Here is a 16,460-nt window from a genome sequence, read left to right on the forward strand (position 1 = left end):
GCGTTACTGCTCCTGGGTCTGGATCGGGTTGTCAGGGTCAATGAGGATGTCGCCGGCGTCCACCCGCACCGGGTAGACAGGGACGGGAACCACCGCCGGCAGTTCCAGCGGGTTTCCGGTGCGCAGGTCGAACCGGGAGCCGTGCATGTAGCACTCGATCGTGCTGCCCTCGACCTCGCCCTCGCTGAGCGGGACCTCGCCGTGCGAGCAGCAGTCGAGGATCGCGTAGACGCCGCCGTCAGTGTTCACCACAGCGATCTCGGTGTCACCCAGGACGACGGGCGCCGCCGTCCCGACCGGCACCTCGGCGAGTGCGCAGGCACGCACAAAGGTCATGCGGGCACCTTCTCGGCGTGCTCGGGAGCACCGATGGTGAGTTCGAGTTCGCGCTCGATGGTGCGCAGCAGCCCGGACTCCACCTCGGGGACACCGATCCGCCGGATGATGTCAGCGAAGAAGCCGTGCACCACCAGCCGGCGGGCCTCCTCCTCGGGGATGCCGCGGCTGCGCAGGTAGAACAACTGCTCGTCGTCGAACCGGCCGGTCGTGGACGAGTGTCCGGCGCCCTGGATCTCGCCGGTCTCGATCTCCAGGTTCGGCACCGAGTCGGCCCGGCAGCCGTCGGTGAGCACCAGGTTCTTGTTCGACTCGTAGGTCTTGATGCCCTCGGCGACCGGGCGGATCAGCACGTCGCCCACCCACACCGAGTGGGCGCCAACGCCCTGCAGGGCGCCACGGTAGTCGACGTTGGAGACGGTGTTGGGGGCATTGTGGTCGACGAACAGCCGGTGCTCGATGTGCTGGCCAGCGTCGACGAAGTAGAGGCCGAACTGCTCCAACTCGCCGCCGGGGCCGTCGTACTCGGCGGTCTCCACCAGTCGGATCAGGTCGCCGCCGAGGCTGGCCGAGACGGTGCGGACGTGGGCGTCACGGCCGATCTTCAGCCCGACGTGACCGGCGTGCACGGCGTCGTCGTCCCAGTCCTGGATGGAGACGAAGTTCACCGTGGCGCCCTCGCCCACCAGGACGGAGACGCTGGCCGCGTAGCGCGCGGAACCGGTGTGCCGCAGCACGATCGTGACCGAGGCGTGCGCACCGACGGCGAAGACCAGCTGGCCGTAGACCAACGCGTCGCGGTCTTCCCCGTGCAGCCGCACCACCACCGGGCCGTCGGCCTCCAGACCGGCCGGAACCTCGACCTTCACTGCGCCTCCGGCGAGGTTCGCCGCCAGCGCACTGGGGCGGTCGACCGGGGCCAGCACGTCGAGGTCACGGACCTGGTCGGCGGTGAGTTCGCCGACGGTCACGCCCTGGGGAAGCTCGGTCTCCCAGCCCAGGTGGCGCTGGCTCGGCTTGCCCTCCAGCAGGCCGCGCAGTCGCTTCAGCGGGGTGAACCGCCACACCTCCTCCCGGCCGGTGGGGACCGGATGGTCCGCCAGGTCGAAGGAGGCCACCGGATGAAGGTGGGAGGCCACGGTTTCGATCGCCCCTGCCACATTGGGCACAGCAGTCACAGTCATTCCTCTTGTCTTGTCAGCCTTCGTAGCCTGCCGGGGCGTCAGCCCACGGCCCCTTCCATCTGCAACTCGATTAACCGGTTGAGCTCCAGGGCGTACTCCATCGGGAGCTCCCGGGCGATCGGCTCGATGAAGCCGCGGACGATCATGGCCATTGCCTCGTCCTCGCCCATGCCGCGACTCATCAGGTAGAAGAGCTGGTCGTCGCTCACCTTCGAGACGGTCGCCTCGTGAGCCATCGCGACATCGTCCTCACGGACGTCGACGTAAGGGTAGGTGTCCGAGCGCGACACGGTGTCGACCAGCAGGGCGTCACACTTCACCGAACTGGCGGAGTGATGGGCGCCCTCCTGCACCTGAACCAGGCCCCGGTAGGAGGCCCGTCCGCCGCCGCGGGCGACCGACTTGGAGATGATGGAGGACGAGGTGTGCGGCGCGGCGTGCACCATCTTGGAGCCGGTGTCCTGGTGCTGGCCCTCGCCGGCGAAGGCGATCGACAGGGTCTCGCCACGGGCGTGCTCGCCCAGCAGGTAGACGGCCGGGTACTTCATGGAGACCTTGGAGCCGATGTTGCCGTCGATCCACTCCATGGTGGCGCCCTCCTCACAGGTGGCGCGCTTGGTGACCAGGTTGTACACATTGGTCGACCAGTTCTGGATCGTGGTGTACCGGACGCGGGCGTTCTTCTTCACGATGATCTCCACCACCGCCGCGTGGAGGGAATCGGTGGAGTAGATCGGTGCCGTGCAGCCCTCGACGTAGTGGACGTAGGAGTCCTCGTCGGCGATGATCAGCGTGCGCTCGAACTGGCCCATGTTCTCGGTGTTGATCCGGAAGTAGGCCTGTAGCGGGATCGAGACGTGCACGCCCTTGGGGACGTAGATGAACGAGCCCCCGGACCACACCGCGCTGTTCAGCGCGGCCAGCTTGTTGTCGCCGACCGGGATCACCGAGGCGAAGTACTCCTCGAAGATCTCCGGATACTCCCGCAGACCCGAGTCGGTGTCCAGGAAGATCACGCCCTGGCGCTCCAGTTCCTCGTTAATCTTGTGGTAGACGACTTCGGACTCGTACTGGGCGGCGACGCCGGCCACCAGCCGCATCTTCTCCGCCTCGGGGATGCCCAGGCGGTCGTAGGTGCGCTTGATGTCGTCGGGCAGGTCGTCCCAGGAGTTGGCCTGCTTCTCGGTGGCCTTCACGTAGTACTTGATGGTGTCGAAGTCGATATCGGACAGGTCGGCACCCCACACCGGCATCGGCTTGCGGTCGAACAGCCGCAGCGCCTTCAGCCTGGTCTGCAGCATCCACTCCGGTTCGTTCTTCATCGCCGAGATGTTGCGCACGACGTCCTCGGTCAGGCCGCGCCGGGCGTTGGCGCCTGCGGCGTCGTTGTCATGCCAGCCGTACTGGTAGTGACCCAGCGCCTGCAGGTGCTCTTCCTGGGTGGCACCCAGGCCGGGTGCGGTCGGGGCTGTCGATGTCATCGAACTGCCTTTCCTTCGTCTGTCGATTGCGTGGGCGGATGCACCGGCTTGGGGACGTGGGTGGTGCACACCCCGTCCCCGTGAGCGATGGTGGCGAGCCGCTGCACGTGGGAATCCAGCATCTGTGAGAAGGCACGGGTCTCGGCCTCACACAGCTCCGGGAACTCGGCCGCCACATGGGCCACCGGGCAATGGTACTGACACAGTTGAACACCGCTGGCAACGGGTTGCAGGGACGCAACGAAGCCCTTGGCGGTCAACGCCTCTACCAACGCTTCGGTGCGCGAGGAGTATTCCCCCCGGATGGCATCGAACCGGTGCTCGACACCGGCCACCACCTGGCGGGCGAACTCCTGCACGGCCTCCTCGCCGGCGACCTGCTGCAGGTAGCTCAGTGCATGGATGGCGAGTTCGTCGTAGGCCTGGAAGAACTCCGCGCGACCTGCGTCGGTGAGGGCAAAGACCCGCGCCGGCCGTCCCCGGCCGCGATGGCCGTAGACCCGCTGCTCGCGGGAGGTGAGGTGGCCCAAGTCGATCAGCACCGTGAGGTGCCGGCGGATCGCCGCCGGCGTCAGGTTGAGCCGCTTGGCCAACTCGTTGGCGGTGGACGGGCCGTACTGAAGGATCGATCGCGACACTCGCTCACGGGTAGAGGCGTCGGATTCTGTCTGGCCTGGATCCACCGGTTCCCCGAGCGGGGTCTCGATCACACCAGGAGCATTTTTCACAACACCATTCTGTCCATATTCTGGCTGCCACTCAAGCCGACTGCCCACCCATCGAGCGATTTCGGCTCATCTTTTGAAGATGGTGTGAAAAGTACGACGCTGCGTCGTAGGCTGCCATGGGCGAAAGTGGCCTTGTCAAAGCTCAACCGACTTGGTCGCCCCGTCCGCCAAAACAGAAGCCGTTGTCCTAAGGAACGCTTGTGACTACCGCCGCATCGCCTGATGCACACTCCTCACCTCACCGCGCCCATCGTCGGGTCCGGTCCGCACTGCTGGGCACCCTTGGCCTGGCCGCTCTCACCCTGACCGGCTGCGCCGGCGGGACGGGAGAACCCTCGCACACCGGGCACACCAGCGAGTTCGACCTGCCCCTGCCCGATATCTGGGGCTCCACCGTCGGTGGGGTCAACGGCGGCTGGCTGCTCGTCATCGGCCTGCTGATCTGCCTGGCAGGTTTTGCCTTCGGCCTGATCAGCTACATGAAGCTGAAGAACCTGCCGGTGCACACCGCGATGCGCGAGGTCTCCGAGCTGATCTACGAGACCTGCAAGGCCTACCTGCTGCAGCAGGGCAGGTTCCTGCTGATGCTGTTCGCCTTCATCGGCGCGGTGATCTTCGTCTACTTCGGCTTCCTGAACACCACGGGCGGCTGGGGACGGGTGGTCATCGTCCTGCTGTTCGCGATCATCGGCATGGCCGGCTCCTACGCCATCGCCTGGTACGGCATCCGGCTGAACACCTTCGCGAACTCCCGCACCTCCCACGCCGCGCTGCGGGGCAAGCCCTTCGACGTCTACAACATCCCGATGCGCTCGGGCATGAGCGTCGGCATGGTGCTGATCTCCACCGAGCTCATCATGATGCTCGCGATCATGCTGTTCCTGCCGGCCGACATCGCCACCGCCTGCTTCCTGGGCTTCGCGATCGGCGAGTCGCTGGGCGCCTCCGCACTGCGGATCGCCGGTGGCATCTTCACCAAGATCGCCGACATCGGCTCCGACCTGATGAAGATCGTCTTCAAGATCGGCGAGGACGACCCGCGCAACCCGGGCACCATCGCCGACTGCACCGGTGACAATGCCGGCGACTCTGTCGGCCCGTCCGCCGACGGTTTCGAGACCTACGGCGTCACCGGCGTCGCGCTGATCACCTTCATCCTGCTCGGTGTGCAGGACGGTCTGCAGGCCCACTTCCTGGTGTGGATCTTCTTCATCCGCGCCATCATGTTGGTCGCCTCGGCGCTGTCCTATTTCGGCAACAGCCTGTGGGCCAAGTCGAAGTTCGGTGATGCCGACGAGATGGAGTTCGAGACCCCGCTGACCTCGCTGGTCTGGCTCACCTCGATCGTCTCGATCGCACTCACCTTCGGCATCTCCGCCTGGTTGATGTCCGACATCCCCGGTCAGCCGAACCTGTGGTGGCAGCTCGCGCTGATCATCTCCTTCGGAACCCTGGCCGGCGCGATCATCCCCGAGTTGGTCAAGGTGTTCACCGGTGTCAAGGCCAAGCACACCCAGGAGGTCGTGAAGTCGGCCAAGGAGGGTGGGGCCTCGCTCGACATCCTCTCCGGCCTGGTGGCGGGGAACTTCTCCGCCTACTGGCTGGGCATCGCGATCGTCGCCCTGATGGCCGGCGCCTACGGCGTCTCCACCCTGATCCCGGGCGACATCATGCTGGCCCCGGGTGTCTTCGCCCTCGGCCTGGTCGCCTTCGGCTTCCTCGGCATGGGCCCGGTCACGATCGCGGTCGACTCCTACGGCCCGGTCACCGACAACGCCCAGAGCGTCTACGAGCTGTCGCAGATCGAGCAGATTCCGGACATCGAGGAAGAACTGCAGAAGGACTTCGGCATCACCGCGAACTTCGAACGGGCCAAGTACCTGCTCGAAGCCAACGACGGTGCCGGCAACACCTTCAAGGCGACCGCCAAGCCGGTGCTGATCGGTACCGCCGCGGTGGGTGCCACCACGATGATCTTCTCCATCATCATGGGCCTGACCAGCGAGCTCACCACCGGCATCGAGAACCTCTCGCTGCTGCACGTGCCGTTCCTGCTGGGCCTGATCACCGGTGGCGCGATCATCTACTGGTTCACCGGTGCCTCCACCCAGGCCGTCACCACCGGCTCCTTCAGGGCGGTGGAGTTCATCAAGCAGAACATCAACCTGGAGTCCTCCGAGAAGGCTTCTGTCAAGGACTCTCGCCGGGTCGTGGAGATCTGCACCCAGTACGCCCAGAAGGGGATGTTCAACATCTTCCTGGGCATCTTCTTCGCCACCTTGGCGTTCGCCTTCGTGGAGCCGTACTTCTTCATCGGCTACCTGATCTCGATCGCCATCTTCGGGCTCTACCAGGCCATCTTCATGGCCAACGCCGGTGGCGCCTGGGACAACGCGAAGAAGATCGTCGAGGTCGACCTGCAGGCCAAGGGCACCGACCTGCACGACGCCTCGATCGTGGGCGACACCGTGGGCGACCCGTTCAAGGACACCAGCTCGGTGGCCCTGAACCCGGTCATCAAGTTCACCACCCTGTTCGGCATGCTGGCGATCGAGCTCTCGCTCATCATCGGCAACCCGGCGATCAACGCGGTCCTCGCGGTGGTCTTCGGGCTGGCCAGCATCTACATGGTGTGGCGTTCCTTCTACCAGATGCGGATCGATGCCCCGATGCTGACCAAGGACGACTTCAAGGCTCTGGACACCAAGTCCGGGCCTGAGCTCGCCCCGACCACCGAAGACGCCATCGCGTCCCCGGCCAGCAACGCCTGAGCCGCAGGTTCTGACCAACGCCGGTGCCCGGTTCCCGCAAGGGAGCCGGGCACCGGCGTTGTGCCCCGATCGGCGGATGGTGTGACAACGGGAGCCGCCGGTCTGAATAGACTGACCGGCGTGACCGACCCGACAGCACTCATCCTCCAGGGGGTATCGCTTCGGTTCGGCGATCACGTGGCACTGGACGGGCTGAGCCTGACCGCGGCAACGGGTGAGGTGACAGCCGTGCTGGGCCCCAACGGTGCTGGCAAGACCACCCTGGTGCGCTGCTGCACCGGGCTGCTGGTCCCCGCCGCCGGCTCGATCTCGGTACTGGGGGTCCCGGCAGGCTCTCCCGGCGCCAACGACCGGGTGGGCCTGATGCCGCAGGCCACCGGGGCCTGGTCAGGGGTGCGTCCCGGCGAGTTGCTGCGGTACCTCGCCAGCCTCTACTCCGATCCGCTGCCACCCGAGAGGCTGATCGAGTCGCTGGGCATTGCCCCGTTCGCCGCCACGCCCTACCGACGACTGTCCGGCGGCCAGCAGCAGCTGGTCAACCTCGCCGGCGCGATCATCGGTCGCCCCGCCCTGGTCTTCCTGGACGAGCCCACCGCCGGCCTCGACCCGCACGCCCGCCGGGCGGTGTGGGCGCTGATCGCACAACTGCGCGAGGCTGGCGTCGCCGTCGTCCTGACCACCCACGCCATGGACGAAGCCGAGCAGCTCGCCGACCAGGTGGTGCTGCTGGACGCCGGACGGGTGGTGGCGGCCGGGACGGTGCCAGAGCTGACCGTCCAGGGCAGCCTGGAAGAGCTGTTCCTGCGCCTGACCAGCCCGGCGCAGACCCTGGCGCCGGCCACCCCGACCGGGGCGTCGGCCCGGCAGCGGAGCTCCGGTAGCGCGGTACCCCCCGAGCCGACCGGCGGCCGCAGCGAGCCGACAGCACGAAACGGCGGGGACGCCCGGTGACCGCCCTCGACCTCGCCCCCGCCGGAACCACAGCACCCCGCCGGCTGCGGGTGTGGCGGCATGCCCTGATGGAGGCGAAGCTGATCGTCCGCAATGGCGAACAGCTGCTGCTGGCCCTGGTGATCCCACTCGGGCTGCTGATCGCCCGGGCCGCTGCCGGCGATCGGCTGGGGATTCCGCGCGAGGCCTTCGCCGCGTCGGTGATCGCCCTCGGCCTGTGGTCCACCGGCTTCACCACGCTGGCGGTGGCAACCGGTTTCGAACGCCGCTACGGCGTCCTGGAGCGCCTGGTCGCCACCCCGCTGCGGCGGGTCGACCTGCTGCTCGGCAAAGCGGTGTCGGTGACCCTGCTGGCGCTCGGCCAGGCGGCGGTCCTGGCCGTGACCGCCCTGGTGACCGGCTGGGCGCCACGGCCCAGCGTCGGTCAGACCCTGGTCGTGGTGGTGGCGGTCCCGCTGGCCCTGCTGAGCTTCGCTGCCCTCGCGCTCGCCCTGGCCGGCAGCCTGAGCGCCGAACTCACCCTGGCGCTGTCCAACCTGGTCTACCTGGCCGGTGCGGCGCTCGGCGTCCTGGTCCCGTCGGCCCAGTTCCCCGCGTGGCTGCGACCCGTGGTCGACCTGCTGCCGACCACGGCCCTCGCCAACGCCCTGCGGACCTGGGCTGACGGCGGTCTCGACCCGTTGCCGCTGGCCGTCCTCGCAGTCTGGGCGGTCGTCGGCCTGGCACTAGCCCGTAAGGTGTTCCGATGGACCTCGTGAAGTCGCCCACGTCGCTGCGCCGCTGGACGGTGGCCTCCCTGGTCGCCAACCTGGTGCTGGTGTTCACCGGCGGGCTGGTGCGGGTCACCGCCTCAGGGCTCGGCTGTGACACCTGGCCCCAGTGCGAGGCCGGCTCCTACGTCCCGCACTCCGAGGCCGGGGCCCACCAGTTCATCGAGTTCGGCAACCGGACGCTGACCTTCGTCCTGATCGCCATCGCCATCGCCACCTTCGTCGCAGCCTGGAAGGCGCGTGACGCCGCGGGAAAGCCACGCCGCGACCTGCGGATCCTGGCCTTCGTGGCGGGCATCGGCATTCCCGCCCAGGCGGTGATCGGCGGGCTGTCGGTGCTGTCCCGGCTCAATCCGTGGGTGGTCTCGCTGCACCTGCTGGACTCGCTGGCGATCATCGTCGTCTGCGTGGCCCTGGTGAGTCGGGCCTACGATCGCGAACCGCTCGCGGTGACCCCGGTTGTCGGCTGGCTGGTCCGGTTGGTGTTCACCCTCGGCGTGCTGGTCGTGGTGCTCGGCACCGTGGTCACCGGGGCCGGCCCGAACAGCGGGGACGGTGGCGCCGAACGCAACGGGCTGGCCCTGGAAACGGTCGCAAAAGTGCACGCCGGCAGCGTCTGGGTCACCCTCGCCGGCCTGGTGCTGCTGCTGGTCCTGACCCGCGGCGGGCGAGCCCCGGCGGTCTACCGCGCCAGTCACATCGTCTTCGGCATCTCACTGTTGCAGGGGGCGATCGGCTACGCCCAGTACTTCCTTGGCAACCCTCCTGCCCTGGTCGCCTGCCACATGGTCGGAGTGGCACTGTTCACCGCCGCAGTGGCCAACCTGCTGTTCTGCTGCCGTCTGGCCCCGGCTCCCGCCGGCTGACGCACCCGGCTGTGCCCGCTGCACCTGCCTGCCAGTACCGTTGGCCGGGTGCTCAAGGATTTCTTCGCCGGGATCACCGACCTTCTCGCCGGTCTCGGGCTGTGGCGCTCGCACCGTCGGCTGATGACCACGGCGCTGCTGCCCGCGCTGGGTGTGCTACTGGTCTGGGGCGGCCTGCTGTTCTGGCTGGGTAGCTGGCTGATCTCGCTGGTGCCGGGGTGGACCGGGTTCGCCGAGGATTGGCCGGGCTGGCTGTCTGGGATCCTGCGGTTCGCGATCGACGCCGGCCTGGTGGCGGCGCTGGTGGTCACCTTCGCCGTCACCTACACCGCGATCACGCTCGCCGTGGGTGATCCGTTCTACGGCAAGATCTCGCTGGCCACCGACGAATTGCTGGGTGGCCCAGTGCCGGACCACTCCCCCGGCGGCCCGACCTGGCTGGTGGACACGCTGTCCATGGCCGGCCTCGGGCTGATCATCGGCATCGGCGCCGCGGCTGTGAGCCTGCTGCCGGGCGTGGGGGGCGGGCTCGCGACCCTGGTGGGCTTCGTCGGTTCCAGCTGGGCGCTGGCCGCCGGCCTGACCGTGAACTCGCTGGAGCGCCGCGGCTACGACCGACACGCCCGGCTGCGGCTGTGGCTGGCCCGCCCGGGGCGGCTGCTCGGCTTCGGCCTGATCGTCCAACTGCTGTTCCTGATCCCGCTCGGCGCCGTGCTGGTGATGCCGGCGGCCGCCTCGGCGGGTACCCGGGCCGGACGGGCGCTCGCCGCCGGCAGGCAGGGTTCCGGCAACAGCCCGAGCGGCACGTTCTAGGATCGAGACGCGGGCAGGCATCGTCCCGCGGCCCGAGGAGGACGCCATGTCGTTGTTCGACCAGCAACCGATGGGACCGGTACCTGCCAGGAAGCCGATCCTGGTGCCGCCCGATCCGGAACTCGAGGCTGAAGTTCCCGATCCCGCGGCGGCCGAGGTCGAACTCGTCGGGCCGCTTCCGGACGAGCTGTCCTACCCCGTCCAGCCCGTCGCAGCGGTGCGGCCCGTCCGGCACTGGTCGACGGTGGCGCTGGCGGTCATCCTGCTGGTGCTGCTGGTCGGCGGGCTGCCGTTCGCCCTGATCGCGTTGGCCCAGGCCGCCTTCGCCGGCAGCGTGCCAGAGGCTGTGGCGCTGGTGATCCTGGCGGTGATGGGCGCGGGGACGGTGCTGGTCTGGCTGTACCGGCGGAACCTGCGCTGAGGATCACCGACCATGGGTGGACCCGGGTTCAGAAGATCAGCGGGTCGATGGCGGCCGCGATGAACACCAGGGCCAGGTAGCTGTTCGAGAGGTGGAACAGTCGCATCGGTTTGAGGGCGGCGTCGGTGAGACCCTGCTTTGCGCGGCGCAGCAGCGCGATCGACTCCCCGAGCATCACCGCGCCCAGCACGGCGGCGGCGACCGGGTAGAGCCAACCGGTGCCGGCGACCGGCCACAGCAGCAGGCTCGTGGCGACGGTCAGCGCCGTGTAGCCGAGGATCCGCCAGGCCACCGCCACCGGCGGCTTCACCACCGGCAGCATCGGGACGTGCCCCTGGGCGTAGTCCTCGCGGTAGCGCAGGGCGAGGGCCCAGGTATGCGGTGGAGTCCAGGCGAAGACGATCGCGAACAGCACCAGCGGCGGCCAGGCCACCGAACCGGTGACCGCCGTCCAGCCGATCAGCGGCGGGAAGCAGCCGGCGACCCCACCCCAGACCACGTTCTGGGCGGTGCGCCGCTTGAGCGCCATGGTGTAGACGAAGACGTAGTAGAGGTTGGCCAGCACTGCCAATCCGGCCGACAGCCAGTTGGCGCCGAACCCCAGGATCAACACCGAGGCGATCCCGAGGGCGACTCCGAATCCGTAGGCCTTCGGCGTGCTGATCAGCCCCCGAACCATCGGACGCCGCCGGGTGCGGCGCATCTCGGCGTCGATGTCGGCGTCGAAGACCGAGTTGAACACGTTTGCGCTGGCGGCGGCCAAGGTGCCGCCGATCAGGGTCGCGGCCACCAGGCCGATCGGTGGGAAGCCCCCTGCGGCCAGGAACATGGCCGGCACGGTGGTGACCAGCAGCAACTCGATGATCCGCGGCTTGGCGAGCGCCACGTAGGCAGCAAGAACATCGCGAGCCCGGCTCAGGCCGGGCTCCGCCGTCACGACAGCCGTACGGCTGGCCGGGTCATGGTGGTGAATCGCGCGCGTCCCTTCTGGCTGATTCGAGCAGTCTAGCCACGCTCCACGCCCCCAAGCGACGGCTGTCCGGGCTGATGGGCAGAGTTCCTCCCGCCGTTCAGGCTTCCGGCGAGCCGACCAACTGGGCGGCAAAGCGGTCGGCAGTGGCCCGCACCTGGTCCCAGTCGGTGTACTCGATGCTGAGACCGGGATCAGTGGGGCCGTCGGTGATCTTCATGATCAACTGGATCGCGAGCCTGTCCCACAGCTTGTAGCGCGGGTACTCCAGCGCGCCGGCGACCACCTGGACGCCACCCGTCCAGCCGCTCTTCTCCAGGAACGTGGCGGTGTAGCTGTGGGTCTGCGGGTCGCGTTTCTCCGGCTTGCGGGCGGTCAGCGAGACCGTCACCAGTTGGGTGGGTGCGGTCGCCAGCCAACTCCGGTGGCGTTCGACCAACCGGTAGGCGTTGCGGTCGAAATAGCCGTAGCGCACCGAGGTGACCAGCAGCAGTCCCGAGTGCCGGGACGGGTCGATCGCCGTGGCCGACGTGAGTTCGACCATCTCTGTCGCCAGGCCCGCGTCCCGCAGCACCTCGTCCATCGCCAGGGCAATCTTCCTGCTCTGGCCGAACCGCCCGCCGTGGACCACCAGTACCGCCGCGCTCACCGGATCGCCTCCTTCTCCGAGCCGAAATCCTACGCCTGGTGACACCCCGGCCCGGACCCGTGGTCGGGCGCGGGCGCGGTTGGCGAGCCCGCAGAGACGCCGCTAGGCTCCGCAGTGCGATCGTCCGCGGCACAGCCAGGAGGCACACCGGTGAAAAAACTCACCACTCGCGATCTGATCAACATCGGCATCTTCACCGTCCTCTACTTCGCAGCCGTCGCCGTCTTCGGCCAGTTGGGCGCGCTGGTGCCGATCCTGCAGGTGCTCGGGCCGCTCTACATCCCGATCATTGCCGGCATCCCGTTCATGCTCTTCCTCACCCGGGTCGACACGTTCGGGATGGTCACCATCCTCGGGATTCTGGTCGGGCTGCTCGTCCTGGCGACCGGGCAGGCCTTCTGGGTACCGCTGCTGGCGCTCGTCCTGGCACCTGCCGCTGATCTCATCTTCCGCGCCGGCGGCTACCGGCGCTGGACGACGACCGTCGCCGGATACGTGGTCTTCTCGCTGATGCTGATCGGCACCGTGGTTCCGCTGTTCTTCGCGCGAGAGGCCTTCCTGGCCCGGATCGGGCAGCGCCACGACGCCGCCTGGGTGCAGTCCATGGTCGACCTCACCCCGAACTGGATGTTCGTCGTGATGATCGGAATGCTCGCCGTCGGCGCCGTCATCGGTGCCTACCTGGGACGGGCACTGCTGCGCAAGCACTTCGAGCGCGCAGGCATCGCCTGAGGTGACCTGCCCCGAGCTGTTCCGGCTGGATCCGCGCACCACTCTCGCGGTGGTCGGGACGCTCAATGTGGTGATGTTCTCGGCCGGCTTCACTGGCGGGGACGCCGCGGCCCGGCTGATCTTCCTGCTGATTCCCGCCGTCCTGGCGGTCGGGGTGGGACGGATCGCCGCCGCCCTGGCCTACCTGGCGGTGAGCCTGTCCGCGCTCGCCGTCGAACGATGGCTGCTGGCCGGTGACCTGGCCGGCGCCGGCGCCCTGCTGACGGGCCTGGCGGGGCTGGTGTCCCGGCTCGCCCCCGGCCTGTTCATGGGCTACGTGGCGGTGGTCAGCATCCGGGTGAGCGAGTTCATGGCGTCGCTGGAGGAGCTGCGGATCCCGCGGCAGTTGGTGATTCCGGCGGCGGTGGTACTCCGCTTCCTGCCGACGGTGGGCGAGGAGTCGGCCGCCGTGGCCACCGCGATGAGTGCCCGCGGGGTGTCGCTGCTGCGCGTCGGTCCGCTGCCCTGGCTGGAGTACCGGTTGATCCCGTTGCTGATCTCCACCGTCAAGTCCGGCGAGGAACTCAGCCAGGCGGCGCTCACCCGTGGCCTGGGGCGGCCCGGTCGTGCCGAGCGGATCTGCCGGATCGGCCTGCGTCCGCCCGATGTGGTGACGCTGCTGACCTGCCTGGCCGGATTGGGGGTGTGGATTGTCGGTTGATCTCACCGAGGTCGGCTTTCGCTACCAGGCCGTCCAGCAGCCCGCCCTGGACGGCATCGACCTCACTATCGCGCCCGGCGAGTTCGTGGTGGTGAGCGGTCCCTCGGGCTGCGGCAAGACCACCGTGACACGACTGCTCAATGGCCTGGTTCCGCACTTCCATCCCGGCGAGCTCAGCGGGCAGGTGCTGGTCAACGGCCGCGAACCTGCCGGCCAGCGGGTCTGGGAGACCGCTGCCGAGGTGGGTTCGGTGTTCCAGAACCCCCGCACCCAGTTCTTCACCACCGACACCGCCGCCGAGATCGCCTTCGGTTGCGAGAACCTCGGCCTGCCCCGGGCCGAGACCCGCAACCGGGTGGCGGCAGCGATCGACGCCTTCGACCTGGCCTCCCTGCGCGACCGTTCGGTGTTCGCACTCTCCGGCGGCGAGAAACAGCGCCTGGCCTGCGCCTCGGTGGCGGCCACCCGACCCGGCCTCTACGTCCTCGACGAGCCTTCGGCCAACCTGGACGCGGCAGCCACCCGCCGGCTGCAGCGGATCATGGCCGCCTGGAAGGCCGCTGGCGCCACTGTCATCGTGGCCGAGCACCGGCTCGGCTACCTCCGGCAGCTGGCTGATCGGCTCGTCCTGCTGGACCACGGACGGATCGTCGCCGAGCACAGCGGTGACGCGTTCCGGGCGATGGACGGCGCCGCGCTGCGCGCTCTCGGCCTGCGGGCGGCCGATGCCCGGTACTCCCCCGGACCGGCGTCGCCGCTGGCGGGCCAGCCGGTTCTGGAGCTCCGCGACCTGCACTACCGGCACCGCGGACGGAAGGTACCCGGTGTCGGCGCCACCAGCTGGTCCCACGACCTGCGGATCGACCGGCTCGACCTGCCCACCGGCCGGGTCACCGCGCTGACCGGACCCAACGGGGCCGGGAAGACGACGCTCCTCCGCTGGCTTGCCGGGATCGCCCCGGCCCGCACCGGCACGCTGCGCCAGGCCGGACACGTCCTCGGCCGCCGGGAACGCCGCCGCCGGGTCTTCGCTGTGGACCAGGACGTCAACCACCAACTGTTCACCGAGTCGGCACTGGAGGAGGTGGCGCTCACCCTGCGGCTGGCAGGTCTGCGGGCAGGCGTCGAGGAGGAGGCTGCCCGCATCCTCGGCCAGGTCGACCTGGCCGAGCTGGCCGAGCGGCACCCGATGGCGCTGTCGGCCGGACAGAAGCAGCGGCTGGCGATCGCGGCTGCGCTGGCCTCCGGCCGGGAGACCGTGGTGCTGGACGAGCCCACCAGCGGGCTGGACCTGGCCCACATGGAACAAGTCGCCGACGCGCTGCGGCACCTCGCCGGCGCGGGCCGCACGGTGGTCGTCGCCACCCACGACGCCGAGTTGATCGAGGCCTGCGCCGACCACACCGTCGCGCTGGCCCGGGGGCGGCTGGTCGGTGGGCAGTAACTCCGGCCCGCGACTGCTCGCCCTGGGAGCACTGGCTGCCGGCTACCGGTGATGTCGTAGAGTCGAGCCTGGCCGGAGCGCCGTTGAGGAGGACGATGGGCGAACAGGAGTACCGCAATCCGCTGCGGGACGCAGGAGACCGCCGGTTGCCCCGGATGGCCGGCCCCTGCGCGCTGGTGATGTTCGGTGTGACCGGCGACCTGTCGCGCAAGAAGTTGTTGCCGGCGATCTACGACCTGGCCAATCGCGGCCTGCTCCCACCTGGCTTCGGGCTGGTCGGCTTCGCCCGGCGGGACTGGCGGGCCGAGCACTTCGCCGAGGTGGTGCAGCAGGCCGTGCGGGAGAATGCCCGCACCCCCTTCCGCGATGACGTCTGGCAGCAGTTGCTGGAAGGCATCCGGTTCGTCCCCGGCGACCTGGACAGTGACGAGGCGTTCGAGAACCTCGCCGCCACCCTGCGCGAACTGGACGAGGCCCAGGGCACCGGCGGTAACCACGCCTTCTACCTCTCGGTGCCGCCGAAGGCCTTCGACATCACCCTCGATCAGCTCAGCCGGCACGGCCTGGCCGGAAAGACCCCGGAGGGCCCGGACGGCGCCTGGTCGCGGGTGGTGATCGAGAAGCCGTTCGGCCACGACCTGGCCAGCGCCCAGGAGTTGCAGCGGAAGGTGTCGGCAGCGTTCGACCCTCAGTCGGTCTTCCGGATCGACCATTACCTGGGCAAGGAAACGGTCCAGAACATGCTGGCCTTCCGGTTCGCCAACCAGTTGTTCGAGCCGATCTGGAACCGCTCCTACATCGACCACGTCCAGATCACGATGGCCGAGGACATCGGAATCGGCGGCCGGGCCGGGTACTACGACGGCATCGGCGCCGCCCGGGACGTGATCCAGAACCACCTGCTGCAACTCCTTGCGCTCACCGCCATGGAGGAGCCCACCTCCTTCTCCGCCGACCAGTTGCGCGCGGAGAAGCTCAAGGTGCTGCAGGCCACCCGTCCCGCCGCCGACCTGGCACGGGGTACTGCCCGCGGGCAGTACCAGGCCGCCTGGGCGGGCGGCGAACTGGTCAAGGGCTACCTGGAGGAGGACGGCATCCCGTCCGACTCCCGCACCGAGACCTACGCGGCGATCCGGGTGGACATCGACAACCGCCGCTGGGCGGGCGTCCCGTTCTACCTGCGCACGGCCAAGCGAATGCCGCGCCGGGTCACCGAGGTGGCGCTCATCCTGAAGCCGGCACCGCATCTGCCGTTCACCAACTCCGACGTCACCGGCCTCGGCTCGAATGCCCTGGTGATGCGGATCCAGCCGGACGAGGGCGTGATGCTCCGGCTCGGCGCCAAGGTGCCGGCCACCCAGATGGAGATCCGTGACGTCACCATGGACTTCGCCTACGGCACCTCCTTCGCCGAGTCCTCCCCGGAGGCCTACGAACGGCTGATCCTGGACGTCCTGCTGGGCGACCCGCCGCTGTTCCCGCAGCACGAGGAGGTCGAGGCCGCCTGGCGGATCCTCGACCCGGTGCTGGACTACTGGCAGAGTCTGGCGGAGCCGCCCGAGGGCTACCCGGCCGGCTCGTGGGGTACCCGTTCAGGCCGGGAGATGCTCGCCCGGGACGGCCGAAGCTGGCGGCGACCGTGAG

The 16,460-nt window shown here is 68.8% G+C and carries 15 protein-coding genes and 1 pseudogene; 10 read left to right on the forward strand and 6 right to left on the reverse strand.

Annotation, left to right across the window (positions count from 1 at the left end):
- Positions 1–3: 3 nt before the first annotated feature.
- The 4 genes from VB080_RS00820 to VB080_RS00835 are packed head-to-tail and all read right to left on the reverse strand — an operon-like array spanning position 4 to position 3,639.
- Entirely contained in the window at positions 4–336 is a 333-nt protein-coding gene (locus VB080_RS00820; RefSeq protein WP_323416514.1) for a non-heme iron oxygenase ferredoxin subunit, read from the reverse strand.
- Positions 333–1,520, reverse strand: coding sequence for a Fe-S cluster assembly protein SufD (gene sufD / locus VB080_RS00825; RefSeq protein ID WP_323416515.1), 1,188 nt, complete (start codon positions 1,518–1,520; stop codon positions 333–335). Before sufD ends, VB080_RS00820 begins: the two co-directional genes overlap by 4 nt.
- 38 nt (positions 1,521–1,558) lie before the next feature.
- Positions 1,559–3,001, reverse strand: coding sequence for a Fe-S cluster assembly protein SufB (gene sufB / locus VB080_RS00830; RefSeq protein WP_323416516.1), 1,443 nt, complete (start codon positions 2,999–3,001; stop codon positions 1,559–1,561).
- The gene (locus VB080_RS00835) at positions 2,998–3,639 is read right to left on the reverse strand and encodes a helix-turn-helix transcriptional regulator (protein WP_323416517.1); all 642 of its coding nucleotides are present in this window, start codon (positions 3,637–3,639) and stop codon (positions 2,998–3,000) included. The genes sufB and VB080_RS00835 overlap by 4 nt, the downstream gene beginning before the upstream one ends.
- Before the next feature lie 290 nt (positions 3,640–3,929).
- On the opposite strand from VB080_RS00835, the gene VB080_RS00840 reads away from it, so the two are divergent.
- The 6 genes and pseudogenes from VB080_RS00840 to VB080_RS00865 all read left to right on the forward strand — a co-directional run bounded on the left by VB080_RS00840 (position 3,930) and on the right by VB080_RS00865 (position 10,321).
- Complete coding sequence (locus tag VB080_RS00840) at positions 3,930–6,500, forward strand: sodium-translocating pyrophosphatase (protein WP_323416518.1); 2,571 nt, start codon at positions 3,930–3,932, stop codon at positions 6,498–6,500.
- A gap of 111 nt (positions 6,501–6,611) precedes the next feature.
- A pseudogene (locus tag VB080_RS00845) lies at positions 6,612–7,316 on the forward strand (ABC transporter ATP-binding protein); the annotation flags it as partial.
- A 131-nt stretch (positions 7,317–7,447) separates the two neighbouring features.
- The gene (locus tag VB080_RS00850) at positions 7,448–8,209 is read left to right on the forward strand and encodes an ABC transporter permease (protein ID WP_323416519.1); all 762 of its coding nucleotides are present in this window, start codon (positions 7,448–7,450) and stop codon (positions 8,207–8,209) included.
- On the forward strand, positions 8,197–9,087 hold the full coding sequence (locus tag VB080_RS00855; RefSeq protein ID WP_323416520.1) for a COX15/CtaA family protein: 891 nt from the start codon (positions 8,197–8,199) through the stop codon (positions 9,085–9,087). Before VB080_RS00850 ends, VB080_RS00855 begins: the two co-directional genes overlap by 13 nt.
- A gap of 48 nt (positions 9,088–9,135) precedes the next feature.
- Complete coding sequence (locus tag VB080_RS00860) at positions 9,136–9,900, forward strand: EI24 domain-containing protein (protein WP_323416521.1); 765 nt, start codon at positions 9,136–9,138, stop codon at positions 9,898–9,900.
- Between the two features lie 46 nt (positions 9,901–9,946).
- Complete coding sequence (locus tag VB080_RS00865; RefSeq protein WP_323416522.1) at positions 9,947–10,321, forward strand: hypothetical protein; 375 nt, start codon at positions 9,947–9,949, stop codon at positions 10,319–10,321.
- Between the two features lie 28 nt (positions 10,322–10,349).
- On the opposite strand, the gene VB080_RS00870 is transcribed toward VB080_RS00865, so the two are convergent.
- Positions 10,350–11,258 carry a heme o synthase gene (locus VB080_RS00870; protein WP_323416523.1) on the reverse strand — a complete coding sequence of 303 codons (909 nt, stop codon included), beginning with the start codon at positions 11,256–11,258 and terminating at the stop codon, positions 10,350–10,352.
- 133 nt (positions 11,259–11,391) lie between these two features.
- Entirely contained in the window at positions 11,392–11,940 is a 549-nt protein-coding gene (gene hemG, locus VB080_RS00875) for a menaquinone-dependent protoporphyrinogen IX dehydrogenase (RefSeq protein ID WP_323416524.1), read from the reverse strand.
- A gap of 150 nt (positions 11,941–12,090) precedes the next feature.
- Here hemG and VB080_RS00880 point away from each other — a divergent pair, with 150 nt between their 5' ends.
- The 4 genes from VB080_RS00880 to zwf all read left to right on the forward strand — a co-directional run bounded on the left by VB080_RS00880 (position 12,091) and on the right by zwf (position 16,459).
- On the forward strand, positions 12,091–12,672 hold the full coding sequence (locus VB080_RS00880) for an MptD family putative ECF transporter S component (protein ID WP_323416525.1): 582 nt from the start codon (positions 12,091–12,093) through the stop codon (positions 12,670–12,672).
- A 1-nt stretch (position 12,673) separates the two neighbouring features.
- Positions 12,674–13,372 carry an energy-coupling factor transporter transmembrane component T gene (locus VB080_RS00885; protein ID WP_323416526.1) on the forward strand — a complete coding sequence of 233 codons (699 nt, stop codon included), beginning with the start codon at positions 12,674–12,676 and terminating at the stop codon, positions 13,370–13,372.
- A complete protein-coding gene (locus VB080_RS00890; RefSeq protein WP_323416527.1) occupies positions 13,362–14,816 on the forward strand; it encodes an ABC transporter ATP-binding protein in 1,455 nt (484 codons plus the stop codon). The genes VB080_RS00885 and VB080_RS00890 overlap by 11 nt, the downstream gene beginning before the upstream one ends.
- 179 nt (positions 14,817–14,995) lie before the next feature.
- Positions 14,996–16,459 carry a glucose-6-phosphate dehydrogenase gene (gene zwf / locus VB080_RS00895; protein WP_416339573.1) on the forward strand — a complete coding sequence of 488 codons (1,464 nt, stop codon included), beginning with the start codon at positions 14,996–14,998 and terminating at the stop codon, positions 16,457–16,459.
- The last annotated feature ends 1 nt before the right edge of the window (position 16,460 follow it).

Origin of the sequence: Propionicimonas sp. (assembly GCF_034927565.1) — a bacterium.
GTDB lineage: Bacteria > Actinomycetota > Actinomycetes > Propionibacteriales > Propionibacteriaceae > Propionicimonas.